The sequence below is a fragment of the Vibrio sp. R15-SG3-ISO1A genome (assembly GCF_059833955.1).
The window spans coordinates 18537-35437 of record NZ_JCBDGH010000072.1 but is presented as its reverse complement, the minus strand read 5'-3'; the positions used below and the strand labels follow the sequence as shown (position 1 = coordinate 35437).

Genomic DNA, 16901 nt, shown 5'->3' with positions numbered 1-16901 from the left:
GCTTGTCCCTCTCACTCCAGAAGAGCAAGCGGTTGCCGACAAAATCGCGCAAAGAAACATCGAAGCGGCAAAACTTGTCGATCAGGAAATTGCCGATGCCTCAAAGCAAGCGGCCATTCAAGCCGACCCTAACGCCGCCAAAGATGCATCAGCAGGGAATGAGCTGTCCGATAGTGCAGCAGCAGCGGCGGCCGGCGCGGGTGTTGAGGCGAACAAGTACATCAAACCAGAAGATCGCATTCCAGGTTGGACGGAAACCGCTTCAGGGACTTTGCTCGACTCTTATTGGGAACCAGAGCCTGAGCTCGATGCCAAAGCGCGCGAGAAAGCCGGTGATGTCCCTGGATGGAGTAACACCGCGTCAGGCACACTGACAGACTCCTACGTGACGCCTAAAGAGGCGCAAGCCAAGCTCGAAGCAGAACAAGCCCGTATTGAGCAGAAGGTGGCCGACGAAAAAGCCGCGCTTCAGCAGCGCGTTGATGCTGGCGAATTGACGGCGGAACAAGCCAAAGAGTTGGAGCGAGCGAAATTACCGAAAGAAGAGCGCGAATATCTAGAGCGTGTCGATGCCGCGCAAAAAGCCCTTGAGGACGCACAACGCTCTTTTGAGTCTTATCGCGGGATGACGCAGGTCCAAGCAGCCCAAGACTCCAAAGTGATGCTTGATGGTGTCGCCCAGTTGTCGAGTGACAACAACATTATCGAAAATGCCATTGAAGGGGTCGATTTAACCTTAAAAGGTCGTACGACGCCCGGAAAACCCGCATCGGAAATCGATATTGAGTATGACCGAGAAGGTGTACGCCAAGATATTGAGCAGTTTGTTGCTGCTTACAATCAGTTCTATAAAGTCTCAAAAGAACTGTCTGGAGTCGATCCCCGTACAGGCATGGCGGGCCCACTATCAGGCGACAGTATCGTCCGCAATGCCGATGCTAGGTTGAAATCTGTTTTCTCATCCGCTATCGAGCCCGCGCCGGATGACCTCAAAACATTAACCGAGTTTGGTATCACCACCACACGTCAGGGTAATCTTGAGATTAATTACGCGATGCTCGACAGGCAAATCAACAATAACTTCAATAAGCTTGAAGCCTTCTTTGGTGGCAATCAAGGGTTTGCCAAAAAAGTGGAAGATGCCATTCAAGGGTTAACTGGCGCGACTGGGTCGATTCGAACTCGTGAGCAGAGCATGATTGAGCGCAACTATGGTCTTCGAGATGATCAGGCGGCACTGGATCGCCGCATGGAGAGTTTGGAGCAGCGAACTCACGCCAAATTTTCGGCGATGCAGGACGCGACCAGTAAAATGCAATCACAGTTAGCAGGGATGATGAATGCACTTGGCGGATGATTTTTCGGCGCAACTGGCCACTTTGTGTGATATTGATCAAGCTATTGGCCATCTGCTTTCAATAGATGACATAAATACTGAAGAAATCACCGCCCAAGTCGATACAAGGGAACAGATATTGCAGAAGTTACTCTGCATGATCGAACAGTGCCCTGAGTTAGCGCAATTGCCGGCTTGGCAACGCGCCATAGATGACACTGCAGCCATGGTGAAGTTGATGCAACAGAAAACGGCCCTCGCAGGCCAAGCGCTAAAACAGTATCGTCATGGTCAACGCTCGGTTCAGCAGTACAAAAAGTTTTTATAAAAGAGGATAGTTATGCGTGGTTCTTTACAGGCTTACAAGAAGGTATCGGTTGATAGCCAGCTCAGTGCGGCCTCCCCGCATAAGATAGTGCAAATGCTGATGGCTGGAGCTATCGAGCGTCTTATTCAAGGGAAAGCAGCAATGCAAGCTGGCAATGTTCCAGTGAAGGGAGAGCGTTTGGGTAAAGCGTTAGACATCATCATCAGCTTACGCAGCTGCTTATCGATGGATGATGGCGGTGACATTGCACAGAATCTCGACCAACTCTATGAGTTTATGATCACTCAGATCACGGAAGCGAATCATAAAAATGAACCGCAGCCTATTGACGATGTGATTGAGATTATACGTGAAATCAAATCAGCATGGGATCAAATACCCACTGAGTTTCATAACCTTACCGCAGCAGAAGTGGGCATTTAACCCGCACTTCGGTCAAGAAATGTTAAGTCGAAAGCCTTTCATTAACGCGCTTTTGGCTTAACATCACACCGAGTTATTGCTCGGTTGCCTTTTGCTATTTATCACATAGAATATAAGCCACTACGTAGCCTAGTGGCTTATTTTTGTTGTAGAAGTTTATACATTCTCTGTCGTTACACCTACACTGTAATTGAAAGACGTTAGAACAGATAAAACAGCCACAACGTTTCTGATAAAAGGCAAATATTCTCACCTATGCAAGGTTTAGCAAAAATTCTCGTGATTGAGGATGACGCGCAGGCGCGAATCAATCTGAGTAACATATTGGAGTTTGTAGGAGAACAGTGTGAGGCCATCTCTTCTCGCCAATTAGAAGAGCCCAATTGGTCTGGTTTGTGGGGCGGCTGTATCGTCGGTTCCCTGATTGGAGACTCACTGCCTGCAAGCCTGAGTGAAAAACTGGCCTCTGCCAACCATATCCCTTTACTGATAGCCGGTACGCATTCTTATCCCGTCGATGAGCTGACCAATTATGTTGGCGATCTCGAATACCCATTAAATTACCCGCAACTCAGTGAAGCCTTACGCCACTGCAAAGACTTTCTAGGCCGCAAAGGTGTAAATGTCTCTGCATCGACTCGAAAAAACACCTTGTTCCGAAGTCTGGTTGGCCAGAGCATGGGCATTAAGGAAGTGCGTCACCTAATCGAGCAAGTGTCTGGCACGGAAGCGAATGTATTGATTCTGGGTGAGTCCGGTACAGGTAAAGAAGTGGTGGCACGCAATATTCATTACCACTCAGCGCGACGCAATGGGCCTTTTGTGCCGATCAACTGCGGCGCTATTCCACCGGACCTGCTGGAAAGCGAACTGTTTGGTCATGAAAAGGGCGCGTTTACCGGCGCGATCACTTCAAGAAAAGGGCGCTTTGAGCTGGCAGAAGGCGGTACGCTCTTTTTGGATGAAATCGGCGATATGCCGATGCCGATGCAGGTTAAACTGTTGCGGGTTTTGCAAGAGCGCACATTTGAACGTGTTGGGGGCAACACCACGATTCGTGTCAACGTACGAGTGATTGCCGCTACTCACCGGAACCTTGATAATATGATTGTGGATCAATCTTTCCGCGAAGACCTCTACTATCGTCTCAACGTTTTTCCAATCGAAATGCCCGCTCTGCGTGATCGTAAAGAAGACATACCGTTGCTATTGCAAGAGTTGATGACGCGAATGGAATCGGAAGGATCGCAGCCTATTTGCTTCACGCCTCGTTCTATCAATTCATTGATGGAACATGAGTGGCCAGGCAATGTCCGCGAGCTCGCGAACTTGGTAGAGCGTATGATTATCCTCTATCCCAACAGTTTGGTTGACGTTAACCACTTACCCACCAAGTATCGTTACAGTGACATTCCTGAGTTTCAACCAGAGTACCACTCCACGGAGTCGGTTGAAGAGCAGGAGCGTGATGCCTTACATGATATTTTCTCTGAAGATTTTAGCTTCGAAGGGAGCGACCCATTTCAAGAGTTTGACAACGCGCCGCAAGATCTGCCACCCGAAGGAGTCAATCTCAAAGAGATGCTCGCAGAGCTTGAGGTCAACATGATCAATCAAGCCCTTGAAGCGCAAAGTGGTGTTGTGGCACGCGCAGCGGATATGTTAGGCATGCGACGCACCACCTTAGTTGAGAAAATGCGCAAATATAATTTGCAGCGCTAAAGTGACAAAAACTCAACTGTCAAATAATCGACTTTTGTAAGTTTTTGAAAAATATATAAAATAGCCTGGTATGCAATTTGCATTTCAGGCTATTGTTGTATTTACGATAAGAATGTCGACATGACCTCAAACCCACCGACAGAACCCGCGATGCCATTGGGCACGCTCGAAGAGCAAGTAGCACGTTATCAGCAAGTATTGGATGTGATGCCCGCCGGCGTCATTTTGCTCGATACACAAGGTGTTGTACGAGAAGCCAACCCTGAAGCGCAAAAACTACTTGAAGTCCCGCTGGTGGGGTCGCGTTGGTTTGAAGTGATTCAGCACGCGTTTGCGCCGCGCGAGGACGACGGCCATGAAATTTCTTTGCGCAATGGGCGCAAAGTCCGACTGGCGATTTCCGCCTCGGCGACGGGGCAACTGATTCTCATCACTGACCTTACCGAGACGCGTTTGTTGCAGTCGCGCATCAGTGATTTACAGAGGCTCTCTTCGCTTGGTCGCATGGTGGCGTCGCTGGCCCATCAGGTGAGAACGCCTCTGTCGAGTGCCATGTTGTACGCTTCCAATTTGGCGGCGCCGAATCTGCCTCCTGCAACGAAAGACCGCTTTCAATCCAAATTAATGGATCGATTGCACGATTTGGAAAAACAGGTCAACGACATGTTGCTGTTTGCAAAAGGTGGCGACAACAAAGTCGTTAAACCTTTTTGCATTGGCGAGTTAGTGGATGAGTTCTCCCCGATGGTGGAGACCGCGTTGAAGAACAATCAGATAGACTATCATTTAGAAGTAGAGCAAGAAGAGACCTTACTACTCGGCAATGCCAATGCGCTAGCCTCAGCTTTGAGTAATTTGGTGATGAATGCGATCCAAATTGCAGGCAAAGAGTCTCAACTCGACGTCTTTTTTAGGCCCGTGAAGGGTGAACTGAAAATCTCGGTTCAAGACAGTGGCCCAGGGGTACCCCCTGAGCTGCAAAGCAAAATCATGGAGCCCTTTTTCACCACACGCTCCCAAGGTACTGGGCTTGGCCTTGCGGTAGTACAGATGGTGTGTCGAGCGCACGATGGGCGTTTAGAGCTCATATCAGAACCGGGTGATGGCGCATGCTTCACCATGTGTATTCCGTTGCAGCGCAACGTGGAACCCAATCAAGATCTAAGCACTGGAGAATAACAATGGCTCAAAGCAAAGTACTGATCGTTGAAGACGATGAAGGTCTACGCGAAGCGTTGGTCGATACGTTAGCGCTGGCGGGGTACGAATGGCTTGAAGCGGACAGCGCCGAAGACGCGTTGGTTAAGCTAAAAAGCCAAGAGGTGGATATCGTTGTTTCTGATGTGCAAATGGCAGGCATGGGCGGTCTCGCCTTGCTAAGAAACATCAAGCAGCACTGGCCTAACTTGCCGGTACTATTGATGACGGCCTACGCCAATATCGAAGATGCCGTGTCAGCGATGAAAGAGGGCGCCATTGACTACATGGCAAAACCTTTTGCTCCAGAAGTCCTACTTAATATGGTCAGCCGATACGCGCCGATCAAATCGGATGACAATGGCGACGCTGTAGTCGCGGACCAAAAAAGCCTTAAGTTGCTGGCGTTGGCCGATAAAGTGGCGAAAACCGATGCGAGCGTGATGGTGCTTGGCCCAAGCGGTTCGGGCAAAGAGGTGATGTCGCGCTACATACACAATGCGTCATTGCGCAAAGAGGGCCCTTTTGTCGCGATTAACTGCGCCGCGATCCCAGATAATATGCTTGAAGCTACCTTATTTGGTTATGAGAAAGGGGCCTTTACGGGCGCCGTTCAAGCGTGTCCGGGTAAATTTGAGCAAGCGCAAGGCGGTACGATTTTACTCGACGAAATCAGTGAGATGGACTTGAGCCTACAAGCCAAACTACTGCGAGTTTTGCAAGAGCGAGAAGTGGAACGTTTGGGGAGTCGCAAAAGCATCAAACTGGACGTGCGCGTACTGGCGACCAGTAACCGCGATCTTAAGCAATACGTCCAAGAAGGGCATTTTCGCGAAGATTTGTACTACCGCCTCAACGTCTTTCCGATTACTTGGCCAGCACTGTGTGACCGACCGGGGGATATTGAACCGCTCGCTAATCACTTGATGCAGCGTCACTGTTCAAAACTTGGGATGCCGGTTCCGCAGTTGGAGCAAAGTGCGATTCATAAATTGCTGACTTACCGTTGGCCTGGCAACGTACGTGAATTGGATAACGTGGTGCAACGTGCCCTGATTCTTAGCGATCAAGGGCAGATTCACGCTGAGCACATTCTGTTGGAAGGGCACGATTGGCATGACGCGTCAGGCTTACAACAAGTCGTTCAAGAGAGTCATGTGATGGCGCCGGAGGTCAAGCCGATTGCTGAAGCGGAGGCATCGCGTCAGCTCTCAGGGGGAAGTGGCTTGGGAGGCGAGCTTCGTGACCAAGAATACGCAATCATTTTGGAGACCATGGCCGAGTGCCAAGGGCGCCGCAAAGAGATGGCCGAGAAGCTAGGTATCAGCCCACGTACCTTGCGCTACAAGTTAGCGAAAATGCGTGATGCGGGGATTGATATTCCTAACTAACGTGCTATTTTTCGTCTCATTCAAACGTGGCATGCAGTTTGCAGCGTCAGAGAAACAGCAGAACAAAATGTCAAAGAGTTGACAATCGAGGTACGGATGAAAATTGACGGTTTTCAAGGCGAAATGCAAGCCATGATGTTTGAAGCAAGTAACACCAGACCTGCTGCCACTGGTCATACGGTCGGGGCGGATTTTGGCGACTTACTCAACAATGCCATCAATAACGTCAATCAACTTTCGAAAACCTCGAGCAACTTACAAATGCGCTTTGACCGCGGAGATGAAGATGTCTCTTTGTCTGATGTCATGATTGCCCGCAACAAATCGAGCGTGGCTTTTGATGCGACAATCCAAGTACGAAACAAGTTTGTTGAAGCGTACAAAGAATTGATGAATATGCCAGTTTAATAGTAGGTATCGACGGTGGCAGAACCAACTCAATCCACAGACCTAACCGTAGCGGATGACCATGTCGATAGCACCATGCTATCGACGGATATCGATAGCGGTGGTCAAAACCCCGATCTTGATGAAAAAAGCAGCTCCAAGTTTGATATGGCGGTGGGCGATCTCGACCTGCTGCGTCAAGTGGTGCTGGTTCTGTCGATCTCAATCTGTGTCGCATTGATTGTGATGCTGTTTTTTTGGGTCAAAGAGCCCGATATGCGTCCACTCGGTGCGTACGATACCGAGGAATTGATTCCTGTCTTAGACTACCTTGATCAGCAAAAGCTAGACTACAAACTCGACGGCAACACTATTTTAGTGCCTGCGAGCGATTACAACTCACTCAAACTCAATATGGTCCGCGCGGGCCTCAACACCGAGAAACAGGCGGGTGATGAGATCTTGCTGCAAGACATGGGATTTGGGGTTTCGCAACGTCTCGAGCAAGAGCGTCTTAAGCTCAGCCGTGAACGCCAACTCTCTAAAGCGATAGAAGAGATGACCCAAGTACGCAAAGCGCGTGTGCTGCTTGCGCTGCCTAAGCAAAGTGTATTTGTGCGTCACAATCAAGAGGCCTCAGCGTCGGTATTTTTGACTTTGCGTACCGGCACCAGCCTTAAGCAAGAAGAGGTCGACTCGATTGTGGATATGGTCGCGAGCGCAGTTCCGGGCATGAAGCCGACCCGTATTACCGTGACGGATCAGCATGGGCGTTTACTGAGCTCTGGCTCGCAAGATCCAGCCTCTGCGGCAAGACGCAAAGAGCATGAGCTAGAGCGTAAACAAGAGCAAGCCTTGCGTGACAAAATTGATTCCGTATTGATCCCAATATTAGGCTTTGGCAACTACACCGCGCAGGTCGATATCCAACTTGATTTTAGTGCGGTCGAACAGACGCGTAAGAGCTTTGACCCTAATACGCCGGCAACGCGCAGTGAATACACCCTTGAAGATTACAACAATGGCAATGTGGTCGCTGGCGTGCCAGGCGCACTGAGTAACCAACCCCCTGCCGATGCCTCCATTCCTCAAGATGTGGCCCAAATGAAAGATGGGTCGCTACTTGGCCAGGGTTCTGTACATAAAGAAGCGACGCGCAACTTCGAACTCGATACCACCATCAGTCATGAGCGTCGTCAAACAGGTGTCGTGAATCGCCAAACGGTCGCCGTCGCGATAAAAAATCGTGCTGTGGTCAACCCTGAAACCGGTGAGACAACCTACGAGCCGCTCTCGGATGCGGACCTAAACTCGATTCGACAAGTGTTGGTCGGCGCTGTTGGCTTTAACGAAAATCGCGGTGATTTATTGAATGTGCTGAGCATGCAATTTGCTGAGCCAGAGATGGATATCGTCCAAGATGTGCCACTATGGGAACACCCGAATTTCAACGACTGGGTACGTTGGTTTGCTAGTGCGCTCGTGATTATCGTGGTGGTACTGGTACTTGTGCGCCCAGCCATGAAGAAACTGCTCAACCCAGCATCGGATGACGACGATCAATTGTATGGCCCAGATGGCTTACCGATTGGCGCCGATGGTGAAACAAGTTTAATTGGGAGTGATTTAGAAGGTGGCGAGCTGTTTGAGTTTGGCTCAAGTATTGACCTTCCAAATCTACACAAAGATGAAGACGTGCTGAAAGCGGTTCGTGCATTGGTTGCGAATGAGCCGGAACTCGCGGCACAAGTTGTGAAGAACTGGATGCAAAATGCCTAACGAAATGGTCCCACAGGGTGGCGGTGAAGAATCTGAAAACACCGTGGATATTGAATCAATACCGGGTGAGGAGCGCGCGGCGATTCTATTGTTGAGTCTCAACGAAGAGGACGCAGCAGGCATTATTCGCCACTTAGAGCCCAAACAAGTACAACGCGTGGGTAGCGCTATGGCGCGCGCGTCGGATTTAAGTCAAGACAAAGTCGGGGCGGTGCACCGCGCTTTTCTTGAAGATATCCAAAAATACACCAACATTGGTATGGGTAGCGAAGACTTCATGCGTAATGCCCTAGTGGCGGCGCTCGGTGAAGACAAAGCGAATAACTTGGTTGACCAAATCCTGCTGGGTACGGGCTCGAAAGGTCTTGATTCCCTCAAGTGGATGGACCCACGTCAAGTGGCCAGCATCATCGTCAACGAACACCCGCAGATTCAAACCATTGTCTTGTCCTACCTAGAGCCCGATCAATCGGCGGAGATTTTGTCTCAGTTTGCCGAGCGCGATCGTCTCGATTTGATGATGCGTATTGCGAACCTCGAGGAAGTCCAGCCTTCAGCATTGGCCGAGCTAAACGAAATCATGGAGAAGCAGTTTGCGGGTCAAGCAGGGGCGCAAGCCGCCAAGATTGGTGGCCTGAAAGCCGCAGCCGAAATCATGAACTACATGGACAACAACATCGAAGGCGTCTTGATGGAGCAGATGCGCGATCAAGACGAAGATATGGCGACACAAATCCAAGATTTGATGTTCGTGTTCGAGAATTTGATCGAGGTCGACGACCAAGGTATCCAAAAATTGCTGCGTGATGTTCCGCAAGATGCGTTGCAGCGTGCACTCAAAGGTGCCGATGACGCATTGCGCGAGAAGATCTTCAAGAACATGTCTAAGCGTGCAGCTGAGATGATGCGTGATGATCTTGAAGCCATGCCTCCGATCAAGGTGTCGGACGTGGAAACCGCTCAAAAAGAAGTCTTGGCGATTGCCCGTCGCATGGCCGATGCGGGCGAAATTATGCTTGGCGGCGGCGCAGACGAGTTCTTGTAATGGTTTGGGTCATCATCTCTTAACCGAGTGATGACCGCAACGCAAATCAACGCGAAGAGCGATCAGTAATTCAGTGAACGATCAGTAACTCAGTGAGTAAAAGTGTTATGGCCGGAGAAAGAAAGCGCGGTTTTTTACGATTGGATGATGAAGAAGTGGTGGTCCAAAAAGCGGAGCGCTGGGGCATGCCTGACTACACGTCACACACTCACAAGCAAGCTAAAGAAACAGCGCTGAATTACGATCCGAGCTGGATGCCTTTGCCCACCGAACCTGAAGAAGAGGCGCCCGTTGAGCTGACCGATGAGCAAATTGAGCACATCAAGCAGCAGGCGTATCAAGATGGATTGCTGCAAGGTCAAGAAGCCGGTTTCAAGCAAGGTTATGAGAAAGGCAAAGAGCAAGGCTTAGCGGAAGGCCATCAAGAAGGGCTCGAAGCGGGCCGTCAAGAAGGTGTCACGGCAGGCGAAGCCTTTATCAAAGAACAAGTGGATACCTTCATCAACTTAGCCAACCAATTCGCTCAGCCGCTTGAACTGATGAATGCCCAAGTGGAAAAACAGTTAGTCGATATGGTCCTCGTCTTGGTGAAAGAGGTGGTGCATGTCGAAGTTCAAACCAATCCTCAAGTCATTCTAGACACTATCAAACAGTCGGTGGAATCTCTGCCTATTTCCGGTCACGCGATTACCTTAAAACTTCACCCCGACGATGTCGCTATTATCCGTTCTGCCTATGGCGAAGACGAATTGAACCTGCGTAATTGGAGCTTGATGAGTGAGCCTGCTCTTAATCGGGGCGATGTACAAATTGAAGCGGGGGAGTCGAGTGTCAACTATCGCCTTGAAGATAGGATTCGCAGCGTGATCCAAAGCTTTTGTGGTGTCAATCGCCATCAAGGTGGTGAGTGATGCTCGAGCTCGCTCAGCGTCTTGGCCAGTACAAAACCCACGGGTTAACGTGTCGCCCAGTGGCGTCCGGTAAGTTGATTCGCGTGGTGGGATTAACGCTCGAAGCGACCGGGTGCCGGGCTCCGATCGGCAGTTTGTGTACCGTGGAAACCATGCACGGTGAAATGGAAGCCGAAGTGGTCGGTTTTTCTGGCGACAACCTTTTTTTGATGCCGAGTGAGCAGATCACAGGCGTGCTGCCCGGGGCGAAAGTGACGCCGCTGACCAGTGATGCAGGCCTGCCTGTTGGTATGGAGCTTCTTGGTCGAGTGATTGACGGCGTAGGCAACCCACTCGATGGTCTTGGCCCGATTTATACCGAGAAAAAAGCCTCGTTTAATGCGCAGCCGATTAATCCGCTGGCACGTAAACCGATCACGGAGCCGCTGGATGTGGGCATTAAAGCGATCAACGGCTTATTGACGGTGGGCAAAGGCCAGCGTATTGGTCTATTCGCCGGTTCTGGTGTCGGTAAGTCGGTGACACTCGGTATGATGACTCGAGGTACTACTGCGCAAGTGGTGGTGGTCGGCTTGATCGGTGAACGTGGCCGAGAAGTGAAAGAGTTTATCGAAGAAATTTTGGGTGTGGATGGTCGCCAGCGCTCTGTGGTGGTCGCAGCGCCCGCCGATGCCTCACCGTTGATGCGTTTGAAAGGGTGCCAGACCGCCCTGACCATTGCGGAATATTTTCGCGATCAAGGGCTCGATGTCCTGCTTTTAATGGACTCCTTAACCCGTTTTGCTCAAGCGCAGCGTGAAATTGCGCTATCGGTTGGCGAACCGCCCGCAACCAAAGGTTACCCGCCTTCGGTCTTTGCCAAATTGCCCGCTTTGGTGGAGCGAGCCGGTAACGGTGGCCCCGATCAGGGCTCCATTACCGCATTTTTTACCGTACTGACCGAAGGGGATGACCTGCAGGACCCGATAGCAGACGCATCGCGAGCCATTCTCGATGGTCACGTTGTGCTCTCGCGAGAAATGGCCGATGCGGGTCATTATCCAGCGATTGATGTCGAAAAATCGGTCAGTCGTGTCATGCCACAGATCACCACCGATGAGCATATTTTGATGTCCAAAGCGGTGAGACAAATCCTCTCGATTTGTCGCAAGAATCAAGATCTGGTCTCTATTGGTGCTTACAAACCGGGTACCGATGCAGCGATTGATGGCGCGTTTACTATCAAGCCGAAACTCGATGGTTATCTACAGCAAGGAATGAAAGAGAGCGTGCCGTACGATATGTGCGTAAATATGCTCAAGAACTTGCTGCAAGGGGAGTGATAGTCGATGGATAACGCGTTGGCATTCTTGCTAGAGCAGGCGAAAGAACAGGAAAATCAGGCGGTCATGGCGCTTACACAGGCTCGCGGTGAGCTAGAAGGCTATTACCGACAGCTCAAACAGATTGAGCAATACCGCCTAGATTACTGCCAGCAACTGGTTGAACGAGGTCAGCAAGGGTTAACGGCTAGCCAATATACCCACTTAAACCGCTTTTTAACCACGCTCGATGAGACCCTCGCCAAGCAGCAGAAAGCCGAGCACCATTTTAAGAGTCAGGTAGAAAGCTGTGAGCAGCACTGGCTGGAGCGTCGCAAACAGCGACGTTCGTATGAATGGCTGATGGAGAAAAAACGCAGTGAAAAAGCGCGTGAACAAGAGCATCGCGAGCAAAAGCTGATGGATGAGTTTGCCACCTTGCAATATTCACGTCGAAAGCCGAACTGATCGCTCATTAGCATCGTAAAAACTTCGTATTAGCATCCAACTATGGCGTGATTTTTGCTGATATCTAGCTAACCCCTGTTCCGTCTCTGCGCTGTTTCGAGATGATTAACTGTGAGTAGCTCAACTATGAATATCAATTTATCGTCTGTTTCTGACAGCGGAAAAGCCGCTAAGGTCGCGCCAAGCACGGGTGAGGCCAGCACTGAGAAAAACAGTGGAGAAGGCTTTTTTTCTAAACTCGCTGGGCTGATTAAAGGTGAAGGCGGAAAAGGTGACGGCTCCGGTGATGGGGTAAAAGCGCAAGGCAAAGTCCCTGTAGAGAAAGCACCCGCAGAAAAAGCCCCCACAGAGCAAGTAAGCGCGAGTGAGGCGTCTAAGTCAACGTCTAACGGCGATAAGTCGACATCGACCGCCAATCAATCTACCGACGAGTTACTCGAGGCCGAATCGGTAAGTTCGAAAGCCGACGGTGCAAAAGGCGAAAGCGATCGCGTAGCCTCAGCTAAGGTGTTGGCTGCGACGGATGATAGCGAGGCCTCCCTACCGAAAGACCAAGCGGCGAAAATTGTGTCCGACAATGACCAAGTATTGCAGCGTCTGGATGAATCTAATCGCGCCCTCAAGGCAAAAGACGGCAAGAACTTGCCTCATGATGCCAATGCCGCCAAGCTCGATCCTGCAACGGATACGCCTAAAGTGTCTGCTCAAGGGCAAGTGTCTGTTCAAGCCGCCGCCATCTCCGCTCAAGGCGATGAAAAGACCCAACCAGAATCCTTTGTGCGCTCAAATGAGAGTGAAACGGTGAGAGTGCACGGCGAAACCCTGCACGCAAATAGCCAGGCGAGAGATGAAGGTCAAGATGCAAATGCAGTGCAAGCCGCCGCGTCTTCGGCCTCGGCTACTGGCAGCGATGGCGAATCGCTTGCTGTAAGCGAGGTATCTGAGCTGGCGAAAGCGGAATCGGCGAAAAAGTACCTTAATGTGGAGTCTCCACTTGTGGATAGCGAACAAGATGGTGCTTCGCCTCAGGTTGCCGCTGCAGTGACCGCGAGTGTGGCGGCAAAAGCGGGACAAGAACCCACACCAACCGATGCACTGCCTGTAGATAAGTCGACTCAACACGGTTTCAACACCGAGCAACATCAAGCCGATGCGACCGCAGTGCCAAACGCACTGAATGCCAGCGCCATGACGGTAGGCACCGAATTTAGCGAAGCTGGCGTTGATACGAACAGAGCAGAGCAAGCGGCCAATGTCTCTGCTGCCTCCTTGACTGCAGAGCCCCAAACCGTATCGGCCGATACTCTTACGGATACCGAAACGCCAACGCAAGCAACAGCCATCCCTTGGGCCGTACAAGGTGAGGCGGTGGTCAAAGAGGAGGTCAATCTGGCCCGAGATCCGCAAGTGAAATCTCAGCAAGCGGTGCTCGCGCACTCAGTGCAACAAGCGATACATCAAACGCAGTCAGTGACACCTACGCCGCTGCAACAGGCTGCGACTTCGCCTATTCCTAACGCTGCCGCGCAAGCGATCCCCACATCGCCTATACCCACCGACCTAAGCGTCAGCGCGATGCCGAATGTGGCGGCGAACCCGGCACTGCAAGAGCAGGCACTGTTAAAATCGGCGTTGGGAGCGAAAGTCGCGGTGGGCGCCGCCCAAAGTGGGGAGAGTAAAGAGGCGGCATCGGGAGAGCATTTTGCTCAGCAGTTGGCCGCCGCGAGTGGGCAGCAGCTTGGCTCTCAACCTAATGGCATGCGTGCGGAGCAAGCCAATCCTGCGCAAGTTCCTTTGCAGCTCAGCCGTGATGTGGCTGCGGATCAAGTGGCAGAGCGCGTACAGATGATGATGTCGAAAAACTTAAAAAACATCGACATTCGCCTTGATCCCCCTGAGCTAGGCCGCTTACAAATTCGCATGAACATGAATGGTGACGGCGCCACTGTCCACTTTACTGTCGCCAACCAAGGCGCGCGCGATATTATCGAGCAATCGATGCCAAGACTGCGTGAAATGCTCGCTCAGCAAGGGGTTCAGCTGGGAGACACCTCCGTTCAGCAACAGGCCTCTGGCCAGCAGCAAGGACGCTATGCAACAGGCAGTGGGCAAGGAAATGGTCAAGGGAGCAGCAATCACGCCTTTGGCGGTGAAGAAAACCTTGAACCAGACACCAATCTTGATTTGAATGTAGCAACAAAGCGTGATGGAATCAGTTATTACGCTTAAACTGTTAGAAAAACTAGGATTTAGAGACCGTTAAGTTATGGCAGACGAAGATATCACCGCAGAAGCTCCCAAAGGGAAAGGCAAATTACTGATCATAGTGGCCGTTGTTGTTGTCTTGCTGCTTGGCGGTGGTGGTGCCGCGTTCTTTTTGATGGGGTCAGATGAGCCCTCGGGTGAACAGGCTGCAACGCAACAGCAAGTGGTGACGCCCGCCGAGCCTGTCTCTTATGTCAATATTCCTCAGCCGTTTTTGTTTAACGTGACGGGCGATAAACGTGACCGCATGGTACAGATCAAAGTGCAGTTGATGGTGCGTGGCAGCGAAAATGAAAACCTGGCCCGCTATCACTCGCCACTGATCGAGAGTTCCCTGCTGAGCACGTTTGCTTCGGCAACGGTGGACCAACTACGCAGCGTCAACGGACGCGTGGAGCTGCGCGACAAAGCGACGGATGACATCAAGGCCAGTTTGACCAGAGCTGTGGGTCAGCCTGTGATTGAACGTGTGCTATTTACTGATTTTGTAATGCAATAGGTGACGCGTGACTGATCTATTAAGCCAAGATGAGATCGATGCGCTGCTTCACGGCGTCGATGACGTCGATGAGATAGAAGAAGAGAGTAACGAGCAAGACGCGAGTGCCGTCGATTTTGACTTTTCCTCTCAAGACCGCATTGTTCGTGGTCGGATGCCAACCCTCGAGCTGATTAACGAACGCTTTGCTCGTCATATGCGTATCAGCCTGTTCAACATGCTGCGTAAAACCGCTGAAGTCTCGATCAACGGCGTGCAGATGATGAAGTTCGGCGAGTATCAAAATACACTTTACGTACCGACCAGTCTAAACATGGTGCGCTTTCGACCTCTAAAAGGTACGGCGCTGATCACCATGGAAGCACGCTTAGTGTTCATTTTGGTGGAGAACTTCTTTGGCGGTGATGGCCGTTTTCACGCGCGGATTGAAGGGCGTGAATTTACCCCGACCGAGCGTCGAATTGTTCAATTGCTGCTCAAAATCGTCTTTGAAGATTACAAAGAAGCATGGTCGCCTGTGATGGGGGTCGAGTTTGAGTATCTCGACTCCGAAGTGAACCCGAGCATGGCGAACATTGTCAGCCCGACGGAAGTGATCGTTGTGAGTTCGTTTCATATCGAAGTGGATGGCGGGGGCGGCGATTTCCATGTCGTGATGCCATACTCAATGGTAGAGCCGATCCGTGAGCTACTCGATGCCGGTGTTCAATCGGATAAGATGGAAACTGACGTGCGCTGGAGTACGGCGCTACGCGAAGAGATCATGGATGTCCCAGTGAACTTTCGCGTTAACTTGCTCGAGCAAGATATTTCCCTGCGCGACCTGATGGAGCTGCGCCCTGGCGATATTATCCCGATCCATATGCCAGAGCACGCCACCATGTTTGTGGAAGAGTTACCGACCTATCGGGTCAAAATGGGCCGTTCAGGGGAAAACCTTGCGGTACAAATATCGGAAAAAATTAAGCGTCCCGATGTAGTGAAAACCGATATTGCCTTCTTGGGCAAAGATGTTATCTCCGAGTTAGAAGATGACGAAGGCGACATTGAAGATTAATTGAAGAGTAGGAATTAGGTATGGAACCAAGTGACGATCAGAAACTGGCGGATGAATGGGCGGCAGCCCTAGGAGAAGATCCCAACGCGCCAGAGATCGATGTGGATGAAGTGATGTCAGCGCAACTGGATGAGTTAGAAGACACCTCCTCACCCATTTCCGATGACGAGCGCCGTAAGCTCGATACCATCTTGGACATTCCGGTCACCATCTCTATGGAAGTGGGCCGCTCGCAGATCAGCATTCGTAACCTACTGCAACTCAACCAAGGTTCAGTGGTCGAACTTGAGCGCTTGGCCGGGGAATCACTCGATGTATTGGTCAACGGCACCTTGATTGCCCACGGTGAAGTGGTGGTGGTCAATGACAAGTTTGGTATCCGTTTGACTGACGTTATCAGCCAAACTGAGCGTATTAAGAAGCTTCGTTAAGCCATGGGGCCTGCAACCGATAGCCAGTTAGACATAGCGACCACCTTTGGGTCGCTTTTGTTCGTTGTTGCTTTTATTTTGTTTTTGGCTTGGCTACTCAAGCGAATGCGCGTTCCCGCTATTGGCAATCAGCCGGGGTTGAGTGTAGTACGCCAAATCGCGGTGGGCACCAAAGAGCGTATCGTGATTGTTCAAGCCGGAGAAGAGCAGTTCTTAGTCGGCGTGACGGCGCAGTCTATCCAGTTGATTGCGAAGTTGGATAAGCCACTTTCTCAGGAGGAGTTAGCCACCAGTCCGTTTGCAAGCCAACTGACTCAGCTATTGAAAAAGAATGATAAATCGTAGTCGAACTTTTTGGGTC

17 protein-coding genes are annotated in these 16901 nt (G+C 51.0%); all 17 read left to right on the top strand.

Annotation, left to right across the window (positions count from 1 at the left end; translation table 11 throughout):
* Positions 1 to 1357, top strand: a 1357-nt coding sequence (gene fliD / locus AC6R0L_RS12115) for a flagellar filament capping protein FliD (RefSeq protein ID WP_500629282.1), incomplete at its 5' end; no start/stop codon positions are given.
* Positions 1341 to 1664, top strand: coding sequence for a flagellar protein FliT (fliT, locus tag AC6R0L_RS12110; protein ID WP_500629281.1), 324 nt, complete (start codon positions 1341 to 1343; stop codon positions 1662 to 1664). The genes fliD and fliT, both read left to right, overlap by 17 nt.
* 12 nt (positions 1665 to 1676) lie before the next feature.
* The gene (gene fliS / locus AC6R0L_RS12105; RefSeq protein WP_500629280.1) at positions 1677 to 2087 is read left to right on the top strand and encodes a flagellar export chaperone FliS; all 411 of its coding nucleotides are present in this window, start codon (positions 1677 to 1679) and stop codon (positions 2085 to 2087) included.
* A 255-nt stretch (positions 2088 to 2342) separates the two neighbouring features.
* A complete protein-coding gene (locus tag AC6R0L_RS12100; RefSeq protein WP_334555243.1) occupies positions 2343 to 3809 on the top strand; it encodes a sigma-54 dependent transcriptional regulator in 1467 nt (488 codons plus the stop codon).
* Positions 3810 to 3929: 120 nt separating this feature from the next.
* Positions 3930 to 4988 (top strand): sensor histidine kinase, encoded by a 1059-nt coding sequence (locus AC6R0L_RS12095; RefSeq protein WP_334555244.1) that lies wholly within the window; start codon positions 3930 to 3932, stop codon positions 4986 to 4988.
* Between the two features lie 2 nt (positions 4989 to 4990).
* Positions 4991 to 6397 carry a sigma-54-dependent transcriptional regulator gene (locus AC6R0L_RS12090; protein WP_500629279.1) on the top strand — a complete coding sequence of 469 codons (1407 nt, stop codon included), beginning with the start codon at positions 4991 to 4993 and terminating at the stop codon, positions 6395 to 6397.
* Between the two features lie 96 nt (positions 6398 to 6493).
* Positions 6494 to 6805: a flagellar hook-basal body complex protein FliE gene (fliE, locus tag AC6R0L_RS12085; RefSeq protein ID WP_334555246.1), complete on the top strand. Its 312-nt coding sequence runs from the start codon at positions 6494 to 6496 to the stop codon at positions 6803 to 6805.
* Positions 6806 to 6820: 15 nt separating this feature from the next.
* Positions 6821 to 8563, top strand: coding sequence for a flagellar basal-body MS-ring/collar protein FliF (gene fliF, locus AC6R0L_RS12080; protein WP_500629278.1), 1743 nt, complete (start codon positions 6821 to 6823; stop codon positions 8561 to 8563).
* On the top strand, positions 8556 to 9608 hold the full coding sequence (gene fliG, locus AC6R0L_RS12075; RefSeq protein ID WP_487902636.1) for a flagellar motor switch protein FliG: 1053 nt from the start codon (positions 8556 to 8558) through the stop codon (positions 9606 to 9608). The genes fliF and fliG overlap by 8 nt, the downstream gene beginning before the upstream one ends.
* Positions 9609 to 9715: 107 nt before the next feature.
* A complete protein-coding gene (fliH, locus tag AC6R0L_RS12070) occupies positions 9716 to 10519 on the top strand; it encodes a flagellar assembly protein FliH (protein ID WP_500625995.1) in 804 nt (267 codons plus the stop codon).
* Positions 10519 to 11841, top strand: a complete 1323-nt coding sequence (gene fliI / locus AC6R0L_RS12065) for a flagellar protein export ATPase FliI (RefSeq protein WP_487902638.1) — start codon at positions 10519 to 10521, stop codon at positions 11839 to 11841. Before fliH ends, fliI begins: the two co-directional genes overlap by 1 nt.
* A 6-nt stretch (positions 11842 to 11847) precedes the next feature.
* On the top strand, positions 11848 to 12288 hold the full coding sequence (gene fliJ / locus AC6R0L_RS12060; protein WP_334555250.1) for a flagellar export protein FliJ: 441 nt from the start codon (positions 11848 to 11850) through the stop codon (positions 12286 to 12288).
* A 126-nt stretch (positions 12289 to 12414) separates the two neighbouring features.
* Positions 12415 to 14517, top strand: a complete 2103-nt coding sequence (locus AC6R0L_RS12055; protein WP_500629277.1) for a flagellar hook-length control protein FliK — start codon at positions 12415 to 12417, stop codon at positions 14515 to 14517.
* 37 nt (positions 14518 to 14554) lie between these two features.
* Entirely contained in the window at positions 14555 to 15052 is a 498-nt protein-coding gene (gene fliL / locus AC6R0L_RS12050; RefSeq protein ID WP_334555252.1) for a flagellar basal body-associated protein FliL, read from the top strand.
* Between the two features lie 7 nt (positions 15053 to 15059).
* Positions 15060 to 16109: a flagellar motor switch protein FliM gene (gene fliM / locus AC6R0L_RS12045; RefSeq protein ID WP_334555253.1), complete on the top strand. Its 1050-nt coding sequence runs from the start codon at positions 15060 to 15062 to the stop codon at positions 16107 to 16109.
* Between the two features lie 20 nt (positions 16110 to 16129).
* The gene (gene fliN / locus AC6R0L_RS12040; RefSeq protein WP_334555254.1) at positions 16130 to 16540 is read left to right on the top strand and encodes a flagellar motor switch protein FliN; all 411 of its coding nucleotides are present in this window, start codon (positions 16130 to 16132) and stop codon (positions 16538 to 16540) included.
* A 3-nt stretch (positions 16541 to 16543) separates the two neighbouring features.
* Positions 16544 to 16885, top strand: a complete 342-nt coding sequence (gene fliO / locus AC6R0L_RS12035; RefSeq protein WP_487902640.1) for a flagellar biosynthetic protein FliO — start codon at positions 16544 to 16546, stop codon at positions 16883 to 16885.
* Positions 16886 to 16901: the final 16 nt, after the last annotated feature.